The sequence below is a fragment of the Deltaproteobacteria bacterium genome, from assembly GCA_018668695.1.
In the GTDB taxonomy this organism is placed as follows: Bacteria; Myxococcota; XYA12-FULL-58-9; order XYA12-FULL-58-9; family JABJBS01; genus JABJBS01.
Genome location: JABJBS010000397.1, coordinates 1 through 10,633 on the forward strand (window position 1 = coordinate 1; position 10,633 = coordinate 10,633).

Genomic DNA, 10,633 nt, shown 5'->3' on the forward strand with positions numbered 1-10,633 from the left:
AATGCCCCAAACCAAGAGGCGCTGCACCATCGATTACCCTCAAGAAGCTCGAAATCTCGGCATTGAGGGAAAAGTTATCTTAGAAGTCGAAGTGTTTGGCGACGGTTCTGTTGGCAAGGTTAAAATCATCAAAGGCCCGGGCTACGGACTCAATAAAGCTGCGCAACGGGCTATGAAAAGATGTAAATTCTCACCCGCAGTCCAAGGCGGCAAGCCGGTGACCACCACCATAACCTTCACCTATCGCTGGGAGCTTGATGACTATTGATAGTGTTCGGCCACGGCCGCTTTGCTGCTATAAATAAATCATGACCACTGAGCCCATCAGCCCATCACTTCAAATTCTTGTCGTCGACGACGAACCCGGTATGCGGGAAATGCTCGAAATGCTCTTGGTAGGGCGAGGGCACAAAGTTTGTTTGTGTGAAAGCGGCGAGCGGGCACTTCTTCAACTCTCTGAGCAAAGCTACGACCTAGTACTCACCGACGTTAAAATGCCGGGTATGAGCGGCATTGAGCTACTTCAACGTATCCAAGAAAATGCGCTGCCCCTCTCAGTAATCATGATGAGTGCATTTGTGGATGTGGATACGGCCATCGCTGCAATGCACATGGGCGCCGCGGACTATGTCTCCAAACCATTCAAAGCAGACGAGGTCCTTCTTAAAATAAGATTGGCTTATGAACGCCAACACGTTCTCAATCAAAAAGAAGAGCTTGAAGCGGAAAACCAAAGACTCAAAAGTCAGCAAAGTATTCAAAGCATCGACGGCTTTGTGACCAATGCCGCGAGTATGGAAAAAGTAGTCGGCCTTCTCACCAAAGTCGCCGACTATAAATCGACTGTTCTATTAATGGGTGAATCTGGAACGGGCAAAGAGCTTCTTGCCAAAGCCTTACACCGTTTATCCAAACGCTCTGGCCAATTTGTTCCAATCAACTGCGGCGCCATCCCAGAGACACTTTTAGAAAGTGAGCTTTTCGGACATGTCCAAGGCGCCTTTACCGATGCATCACGAGATAAATTAGGCCTGGTTCAAGAGGCCCATGGAGGCACCCTCTTTCTCGATGAAATTGCTGAGCTTCCCCTGGCGCTTCAAGTTAAGCTTCTTCGTTTTTTACAAGAAGGCGAGATTCGCCGCGTAGGGGATACACGTTCACGGCCGGTAAATGTTCGCGTGGTTGCTGCCACCAGCGCAGACTTGGCTCAGATGGTTGAGAAAGGTACTTTTCGCGAAGACCTTTATTACCGGCTCAACGTTGTACAAATCGATGTTCCACCTTTGCGGCAACGCAAGGAAGATATTCCGCGTCTCACCGCACACTTCCTGAAGCTCTACGCCCAAAACCTTGGACACCCCGAAGCACAGATTACCCGAGACGCCTTACAGGCACTGATGGGCTACCGCTGGCCGGGTAATGTTCGTGAACTTGAGAACGTTGTGGAACGTTCGCTGGTGCTAAGTGAAAACGGCTGGATTGAAAAAGAGTCTTTGCCCAAGCAGATAACCGAGCCACCAAAGTCTAACCTATCGGGACTTCCCGACACGCTCTCCATCAAGGTGGCAAGCCGGGCTTTAGAGATACAACTCATCAAACGTGCACTCGAGCAAACTCAAGGCAATCGAACCCACGCGGCAAAAATCTTAGAGATTTCTCACCGCTCGCTGCTGTACAAAATTAAAGAGTATCAAATTTCTTAAAAAGCTTCGCAGAGCTACTTCTTCAAGATGTTGAATTCAACGCGGCGGTTCTGGGCGCGGCCCTTGCTGCTTGAGTTGGAAGAGATTGGCTTCGACTCACCATACCCAATGGCCTCTAATCTATCTGCCTCAATACCCCGTGAAATCAGCGCCTTTCGCACTGCATTGGCCCGGGAGTCTGAGAGCTTCAGATTGTAATCTGCAGCGCCTGAACTATCGGTATGTCCTTCAATCTTTACGCGAATCCCTGGGTTCGACTTAAAGACCTGGGCCACTTGGTCGATGATTTCGAAAGACAAACCGCCGGCTATGGCTGACCCATTGCTTTCAAAGTTAATCTTTTCTTTGATCTCAATCTGAGAACCTTTCACCTCAACCAGCACGCGCTTTGGGCAACCCGTTGGCGCTTGGCCGGGAACATCTGGACACTGATCGATTTCATCGTTGACGCCATCGTTGTCACGGTCGGCTACGGGGCAGCCTGCATTGGTAATCGGTCCCGGCTGAATCGGGCAGAGATCCGACATATCAACAACACCATCTTCATCGTTATCGAGTTCCGGGCAGCCATCTTCATCTAAGTAATTATCGATGTCTTCTGGCTCAGTCGGGCATTTATCAACCTGATCCAGGATGCCATCACCATCGATGTCGTCTGCTTCAGGACAACCATCTTCATCTTGAAAACCATCGATATCTTCTGGCTCGTTAACACATTGATCTACATCGTCGCCGATGCCATCGCCGTCGCGGTCGGCTACAGGACAACCGCGGTTTTCCACACTGCCGGGCTCAAGCGGACAAACATCGTTTATATCAAGAACCATATCCGCATCGTTATCGGGATCTGGACAACCATTAAGGTCTTCAAAGGTATCCTTATCTTCTGGTTCATCCGGACACTGATCGACTTCATCCAAAATACCATCGAGGTCTCGGTCTGTGCTTTTAATGATCACCGGTGCGGCGTCCGCAATGAGAACCTCACGATCGGCGCACTTATCAGGATCGGTTATCGCGAATGCCGTATCAGCATTTTGAGTGGCTGCTCGGTGGTGCCAACTTGCTCGCTGAAAATCACCTTCATCAAGCTCATACTCTAGAAACTCTAGATGAGCTTCCGCCTGTGCAAGCTGCATCGGCGCACAATTGTAGGCCCCGTTTTCACGAGCCATTTCGAGCTTTTTAGCAATCTGTACAGCGTCGCCTCGAAGCATCGGGCCTGAGCGACAACCAGAGGCCAATGCACCCACCAAAATAAGCATACCAATGGCGTAACGACTCATGGTGACACCGCTTCGTTTTGAGGAATCGGTACAATCTTCACTGCAGATGAATCTGATTGAGGTCCCACACGATTTTCGACTTCTGCACGTTTCTTTGCTTTGCGGGCAAATTTAAGCGCCTTGTCTGCATAAACGCGGGCACCCCAAAAATCGGAGTATCCGTGTTCTTCACGTGCTTTATCTAAATAGACTTTTGCTGCTGTGTATTCGTAAACAGCAGTTTCTTTAGCCCCAGCGGTTTGAGCCTCTCCCAAAGCAATATCTGCCTTAAGAATACGCACACCGCTTACAACGGGACCACAACCTGTAATGACGAGTAGGGTTAAACTTAAAAGTAACCCAATGATAGCCTGCTTCACGATCCAAGCTCCAAGCTCAAGAAGTCTTGTTATTTCCAGCAAGTGGACTTTAAGCGGTCTAACAGACGCTGGCTCCCGGGGTCAATTGCTTCAAGCCATTGCCTCATGGCCCCCGGCTCTATAATCAAGCTTTTCAGGAGAAACCATGGTCATCAACGATAACTCAGAGTGGGCAAGCTTAGTTCAACATCCAGAAGTTCAAGCGCTTTTGGACCTCGCCATTGCTGAAGATATGGGCGACGCGGGTGATGTCACCACCGACTCCATTTTCCTTAAAGCCCAACAAGTTCAGGCAGTTGTAGCTGCCCGAACTGAAACTGTTGTGTGTGGCATCCACCTGGCACACGCCATCATGAAGCGTTTTGACCCTGAGCTCGAGCCTTTAAACCCAATGGCCGAGGGCACCATCGCCCAACCCGGCCAGGTACTTTTTCAGCTCAATGGGGATATTCGCTCTATCTTAAAAGCCGAAAGAACTATTTTAAACTTTATGATTCGGCTCTGCGGTATCGCCAACGGCGCTCGTATCGCAGCCGACCAAGTCCCCGATGATTGCTCGGCGAAAATCTACGACACACGTAAAACCACGCCGGGTTGGAGATTACTTGAAAAGGCCGCTGTGAAAACCGGTGGGGCTTTTAATCACCGCGTAGGGCTTTTCGACGCTGTTTTGATCAAGGACAACCACATTGCAGCAGCTGGCTCTCTTCAGTCGGCCATCGAAATGTCTCGGGCCAAAGTCGGTACGTCCATGATTGTACAGGTTGAAATTGACGGTCTTGATCAACTCGACGAAGCACTCAGTGCTGGACCTGACATCATATTGCTCGATAACTTTTCTGATAAAGACTTAAAGGATGCAGTGACACGAACTGCAGGCCGAGCACAATTGGAAGCAAGCGGCGGAATTGGGATTACAGATATCACCCGAGTTGCCCAAACTGGTGTCGATCGCATCTCTATGGGTGCTTTGACCCATACTGTTGTTCCAGCCGATTTAGGCTTGGATATGTTGGAGGAATAATCAATGAGCTTTAAAGAACACGTTCAACGTTTTGAAACAGTCGAGAGCACGATGGCCGAGGCGCTCAAAGCTGCTCAACAAGGCGTTCATCCGGGTACGACGATCCTCGCAACATCCCAGACAGCGGGCCGAGGACGAAGAGGCCGGGATTGGTTCTCAGCCGAGGGCGCAGGGTTATTTGCGACCACCGTCGTTTACCCCAAAGAGCCCCGTGACAAAGTTCACCAGCTCAGCCTGGTTACCGGCGTGGCAATTCACAAAGCCCTCAGTAAGCTGGGTGCGAAAAACGCACTGCTTAAGTGGCCCAACGACATTCTGGTTGGCACGAAGAAGCTCTGCGGTATTTTACTCGAGTGCATTGATGTGAAAACCGAAGAATCGCCCGGTGGACACGCTGTTTTGATAGGTTATGGCCTCAACCTAAAAAGCGCGCAAAATGTTGTTTTAAATGATGAAATCAAGTCTCTGTATGTCGGCATGAATGAGCTAAGCGACGCCCCAACAAGCATCGACGCATGCATCGAACTGATTCTTGAGGAATTGGAAGCTGGCATCGCGACCTGGAGCCAAGAAGGGCTTGCCCCAACTTTGGACTATTGGAAAAGTGCGGATGCATTAAACGGCAAAACGGTTCAGGCCCAATCGGGTGACGGGCAAATCCGCGGAACCGCTTGTGGGCTCGACAGCGAAGGTCGCCTGATGCTTAAAGACGGCGAGACTCTAAAAGTTGTAGATTCAGGCGAAGTATTTGAGATCCGTTAACTTCGTTGCTTAGGTCAACTCTCAAGGCTAGGATCTACTTGATGCTTAAAGCTCTACTAAAATCTCCCTGGTGCGTATTATTTACGTTTCTAATCCTCAGCTTTGTGGTTCCCGCGCAACTTAGTGCCCAAAACCCGCTCTTTGGTCCCAAAAAACCAAGGTTATTCAAAAGCCCGGATGGCCTTTTCAGCATCCAGCTCCCCGGTAAATGGCAGGTTTCTGATTTTCGACCGGGTCAAAGTGCCACATTTAAACCCATCGGCGCCCGAGTCGAAACCCAGCTCATGGTCCAAAAAATCAATGTTCCACCCGGAGCTCACCCCCGGCTGCTCCGGCTCAAAGCCATTGAGAATCGTCTCGGTAGACTTCCCGGCTTCAAAGAGCTTGCCAAAGCCGATGCCATGATAGGTGGTTATCCCGCCGCCGCCATCACCGCCAGCTACCACTACCAAGGCAATATTCAGTATCCCAGAGCCCTCGAAGAGGTCTTTATCGTCGCCGGCCAAGAGGCTTTCATCCTCCACTTCGAGTGCTTTGAACCAGATGGTTCATCTTTTGCAGCAGCGATTGGTACGATGTACCAATCTTTTCAAATCCGGCCCGACCAACCCATTGCTCCTAAAACTGGGATTCCTCAAAAATCAGTCAAAGAAGAAGACACCGGGTCGTTTGTAGACAAGGTTCCCTACTGATAGTATCCAGCCAACCCCAAGCAGTGGGAGACTTCAGGCAGAGGCATGGTGGGCAAACAACGCATTGGTGACTTTTTAGTCGCCCAAGGTCTTCTAGACCGAGATACTGTTGAGCAACTGGGACGTGAGCGTTTGCTTAGCCAGACACGCTTAGCTTCTGCAGCGGTACAAGCTGGTCACATCACAAAAGACCAAGCCTTATCAGCGCTCAACACCTATTACGGTTATCCCACGGTAGATCTTGATACCATCGAAATTGAGCGCGAAGTTTTGCAGCTCATTCCTGAAAAGGTTGCCCAAGAACAACTGGTACTTCCGATTGGTGTAGAGGATCGTAATTTACTTCTGGGCATGGTTAACCCCATGGACCAACAAGTCATAGAAGAAGTTAGCTTTGCAACCGGGTTGTCTGTACGGCCCCATATTTGCCTTCACGAACAACTCTTCCAAGCCATTGAAGCGGCCTACACAACTCAGGACGAAATCTACAAAGGTCCATTTGCGCCGAGAACCGATGCAACCGTGCAAATCGATGCCGCTGCGATGTTCCAAGTTGAGCCCGAGGGTGCTGAAGCTCTGATTTCAGATCCCGAAAGTCAGGATGATGGCGACACCATCATCGTCGAAGTGGCCGATCTACCGGAAACGCCCAATGACAAGCGCGCTTGTATACTCGTGGTTGAAGATGATCCTCAAATTCAGCATCTCATTATGAAAACTCTCGAGGCTGAAGGTTATCGGGTCGTTGGTGCAAGCAGAGGGCTTGAAGCACTTAAGCTTATCAAAACGAAAAAGCCTGACCTCTTGGTCTTGGATGCAATGCTACCTGAAGTCCACGGTTTCGAAATTTGTCGTAAAGTAAAAGAGAGTCGCAAATTCGGTCATGTACCTGTTTTGATGATCTCTGCAATGTACCGAGGCTGGCGAATCGCTGAAGACATCACCAATACCTACGGCGTTGATTCCTTCTTGGAGAAACCTTTTCGTGTTGCCGATCTGCGAGAGAAAGTATCAACTCTCCTAAAACAAGAGCCCTGCCCTAAACCCCATGAACTGGGACAGAGCGCTAAAGAACATTTTAGCTCGGCTATTCAAGCTTTTGAACAAGATGACTTTGCGCAGGCCTTTACCTTGCTTAGGCAAGCAGAGTCGGAAGAGCCATTTTCCTCACGCATTCAATTCGCCCTTGGGCAAGTCCTTGAGAAAGACGCTCAAAGCTTCCAAGCGATGTATCACTATGAGAGAGCCATGGAGCTCGATCCAAACCTCTATGCCGCCGCCCAAAACTTGGCATTACTTTATCAAGCTAAGGGTTTTAAACGTAAAGCTGTCGAAATGTGGGAGAGAGCCCTTCTCAGTGCTCCCAGTGAAGACGTTCGTAACAACATCAAGCAACATCTGGTAAACATCCTGTGAGATTTTCCTGCCCTAAATGTAGTACCCGTTACAGTGTAGCGGACGAAAAAGTTCCTTCTGCGCGAACCTTGCGCTTTACCTGTAAAAAGTGTGGTTACGTGATGCGCCTAAGGCGAAAAGAGACCGCAACAGGAGAAGTTCAAGAGCCCGTAGCAAACGTTTCTCAACCCGCAGAAACACCGGTGAGTGGCTTTAGAGTTCAAGAGGCGGTTGCCAATAAAACGGCATCTCCCAATCCACCCTCGCCTCCACCACCACCAGAAGATGATAAAAAAATCTGGTTCGTGCTTGTCGCCGGAGAACAAATTGGTCCCATCGGACAGCAAGAAGTTCTGGCCATGCTTGGACGAAAGCAAATTGATGGAAGAACCTACTCATGGCGCGAAGGTATGGGCGACTGGCTAACTCTCGGTAAAATCCCTGAGTTTGCTGAACCAGCCAACCAATCTGGTGATGCTTCTTGGCGGGTCATGACTCCTAAAGAGCCTACCGCCGCACCAGAACCCACTCCGCCGCAACAACCTGCAGTATCTGATAGCAGCGATATGCTGGCAGACGAGCCAACCGTTGCTATCAACCGAGACGACCTTGCAAAAGCATTGGCTCAAACGATGGGAACGCCTGCCGCAGAAGAACCTGCACCGCAGGCTCCTCAATCCAATATTGCAGAGGATCCAACTCAGGCAATCGCCATCGAGGACTTAGAAAAAGCCCTCAACCAAACCACCAAGGCAGCCTCTCTTCCAGAACCTGAGCCAGAACCTGAGCCAGAACCTACGCCGGAACCTGAGCCAGAGCCTGAACCTGAACCTGAACCTGAACCTGAGCCTGAACCTGAGCCGGAGCCTGAGCCGGAGCCGGAACCTTTTGTAGATACAACTGACGAGAATCTCACGGCACCTCATGAGGCGGCCCCGCAGAACGCCGAAAGCTCGCCCGAGTCGCTCGACAATACTGACTCTATTCCAGTTGTCATCGACGACGATGCACCGGCTACAGAGCCTGACTTTGCCAGCCTCTCTGCTCCAGCAGACGAGCCCTTTAGTCCATTCATTGATGCCAACCACGACATCAGCGACACGGACGAAGTCACAACGATGCCTCATCTTTTTGACACTCAAGAAGGTGACTTGACTTCAGAGCTTACCGCACCCCCTTCTCCAAAGGCAGAAGATGTGGTCTCTGCTGCAGCCTTACTTGCCGGTGTTCCCACCGGAGAAGCCATGGCTCGCGGCGGCTATGCGGGAAATGCTGAAGGCGAAGGAAACAGCAACGAGCACAACACAATGAAGCCCTTAAAAATGGGCGTGAATCCAGATCAAAACTACATCACCGCTGCTCCTGGCGAAGCCACTCGAGTTTTTATGGCAACTGCCGGGATTTTTGAGCGAAGACGCAACAACCGCATCGCCGCGGTGGTCGGCAGTGTTATGTTTTGTCTCATTGCAGGAACAGTGACTCTCGACCTCATGGGGTACATTGAAATCCCAGGCCTTGGTTTCGTATACAGCGTCACTGGTATCGAAGATCCCAACGTCGATCGCGCGGCGAAGCGTGTAGAAGAAAAACTCGTCTCCTCTAATATGACGGAGGAGGAACGCAACGCGCTTCGGCAGCAATTGATGGGCCTCAACAAAAAGAAAAAATCTAAAGCGCCTAAGGTCAAATTACGACCTGTTGCTGAAAAGGGAATTGATACATCTCACTCCCTTTCTAAAAATGAGCAAGATATGGCGACCAGTATCTTCACCGATATACGTAAAAAACGTCAGAAGATTAAACTGACCAAGCCATCGGATATTTCAACTCCAAACTTACCGGACGGCCTCACCTCCGAATCCATCTACAAGGTTATCACGGACAACAACCGCTCCATGAACCTTTGTCTTGTTGAGGCGATGCGCAAAGGCGAATCACCCAAAGGTAAAATGGAAATCGAGATGACGATTGCTGCCAACGGAACAGTTGTCAAAGTTGGAGTCGCTTCCAAGGGCTTTGATGATTCACCGATGGCAGAATGTACGATGCGTCGTGTGAAAAACTGGAGATTTCCGAAATTCAACGGTAAACCAGTTCCGGTTTCGTTTCCTGTAGTTTTATCCGGCAGCCTCTAAGAGGAACTGAGATGGCAGATACACTCGCTGAAGCATTTGTAAGTTCGGGCCTTATTGAACGAGAAGATATTCTCGACGCCCTCGGTGTACAACGTTCCCGAGGTGGGACCTTGGACACCGCCCTTCTTGAGGCAGATCTCTTAAATGAACGTGACATCCTCGATGTTCTGGAGCAACACTATAAGCTTGAGTCAGCGAACCGGGGCCAGATTGAGCGCGTAGATATGGGAATCGTCGAAACGTTTCCCCGGCACTATGCTGAAACCTATCGGATGGCGCCCCTGAGGATCAGCGGGAATTCCATTAGGCTTCTTGTAGCCACACCGCCTCATCCCCGCGTGCTTGAACGCATTCAAAAGCGAATCAAACTGCAACCTGTAGCGGTTGTAGCGGTGGAAGCCAGGCTCCACGATGCCATGCGCCGACTTTACAGCAAAGAGCCGCCACCACGGTTTGCTACCCTCTTAGAATCCTTGGCCCAGAGGCCCGATACACCCCCGAAAACCACATTCCCTGTCCCTGAACTGGCATCACCACCAGAAGAATTGGCAACTCCTCAAGAAGAGTTGGTGACATCTTCATCTCCATTGAGTTCACTTGAAGAAGCATCGACAGCTGCGACGACACCTGCTGTTTTAATCGAGCAACTCCTTGGTGCGTGCAGCGAGTATTTCCAGACTGTGGTCCATCTCAGCTACGAAGACGGGACTTTAAGTGGTCAGGGAGGCCGCCGGGGCACTCAAGAAATCGCCTACCCACTCATCGTTGATGATTGGCCCGAGCTTCTCGTAGCTATGCAGCAAGAAGAAGCTCATGAGCTCAAGCTGGTGCATACTCACTCCGAGCATGTTCTCGATCTTCCAACATCGACACCGGCTCTCGCCATCGCTCTTCGAGCTCATCAAAAAATAGAAGGCTTAATCTTAGGGTTTGGGCCTGATGCCCATAACCAATCGCAGAGGCTTCAAGAGTTGGTTGCGGTCGTCAATCAAAGGCTCGACCAGCTCATTTCTGAACCGGAAGAAGAAAAAGCTCAAGAGACCCTTCCTGAACCGGAAGAAGAAAAAGCTCAAGAGACCCTTCCTGAACCGGAAGAAGAAAAAGCTCAAGAAACCCTTCCTGAGCCGGAAGAAGAACAAGCTCAAGAAACCCTTCCTGAACCGGAAGAAGAACAAACTCCAGAGACGCTTCCTGAACCGGAAGAAGAACAAACTCCAGAGACGCTTCCTGAACCGGAAGAAGAACAAACTCCAGAGACGCTTCCTGAACCGGAAGAA

At 50.3% G+C, this 10,633-nt stretch carries 10 protein-coding genes; 8 read left to right on the forward strand and 2 right to left on the reverse strand.

Going from position 1 to position 10,633, the window contains the following annotated elements:
* Positions 1-268, forward strand: a 268-nt coding sequence (locus tag HOK28_23500) for an energy transducer TonB (protein ID MBT6436075.1), incomplete at its 5' end; no start/stop codon positions are given.
* A gap of 40 nt (positions 269-308) precedes the next feature.
* On the forward strand, positions 309-1,703 hold the full coding sequence (locus HOK28_23505) for a sigma-54-dependent Fis family transcriptional regulator (GenBank protein ID MBT6436076.1): 1,395 nt from the start codon (positions 309-311) through the stop codon (positions 1,701-1,703).
* Between the two features lie 14 nt (positions 1,704-1,717).
* On the opposite strand, the gene HOK28_23510 is transcribed toward HOK28_23505, so the two are convergent.
* Both HOK28_23510 and HOK28_23515 read right to left on the reverse strand, forming a co-directional pair.
* Positions 1,718-2,989 carry an OmpA family protein gene (locus HOK28_23510; protein MBT6436077.1) on the reverse strand — a complete coding sequence of 424 codons (1,272 nt, stop codon included), beginning with the start codon at positions 2,987-2,989 and terminating at the stop codon, positions 1,718-1,720.
* The gene (locus HOK28_23515) at positions 2,986-3,336 is read right to left on the reverse strand and encodes a DUF4398 domain-containing protein (protein ID MBT6436078.1); all 351 of its coding nucleotides are present in this window, start codon (positions 3,334-3,336) and stop codon (positions 2,986-2,988) included. The genes HOK28_23510 and HOK28_23515 overlap by 4 nt, the downstream gene beginning before the upstream one ends.
* 157 nt (positions 3,337-3,493) lie before the next feature.
* Here HOK28_23515 and nadC point away from each other — a divergent pair, with 157 nt between their 5' ends.
* From nadC to HOK28_23545, 6 genes are all read left to right on the forward strand, one after another.
* On the forward strand, positions 3,494-4,372 hold the full coding sequence (gene nadC, locus HOK28_23520) for a carboxylating nicotinate-nucleotide diphosphorylase (GenBank protein MBT6436079.1): 879 nt from the start codon (positions 3,494-3,496) through the stop codon (positions 4,370-4,372).
* A gap of 3 nt (positions 4,373-4,375) precedes the next feature.
* On the forward strand, positions 4,376-5,134 hold the full coding sequence (locus HOK28_23525) for a biotin--[acetyl-CoA-carboxylase] ligase (GenBank protein ID MBT6436080.1): 759 nt from the start codon (positions 4,376-4,378) through the stop codon (positions 5,132-5,134).
* 41 nt (positions 5,135-5,175) lie between these two features.
* On the forward strand, positions 5,176-5,826 hold the full coding sequence (locus HOK28_23530) for a hypothetical protein (protein MBT6436081.1): 651 nt from the start codon (positions 5,176-5,178) through the stop codon (positions 5,824-5,826).
* Between the two features lie 45 nt (positions 5,827-5,871).
* Positions 5,872-7,242 carry a response regulator gene (locus tag HOK28_23535; protein MBT6436082.1) on the forward strand — a complete coding sequence of 457 codons (1,371 nt, stop codon included), beginning with the start codon at positions 5,872-5,874 and terminating at the stop codon, positions 7,240-7,242.
* Positions 7,239-9,356, forward strand: a complete 2,118-nt coding sequence (locus tag HOK28_23540) for an AgmX/PglI C-terminal domain-containing protein (GenBank protein MBT6436083.1) — start codon at positions 7,239-7,241, stop codon at positions 9,354-9,356. The genes HOK28_23535 and HOK28_23540 overlap by 4 nt, the downstream gene beginning before the upstream one ends.
* A gap of 11 nt (positions 9,357-9,367) precedes the next feature.
* Positions 9,368-10,633, forward strand: a 1,266-nt coding sequence (locus HOK28_23545; GenBank protein ID MBT6436084.1) for a hypothetical protein, incomplete at its 3' end; no start/stop codon positions are given.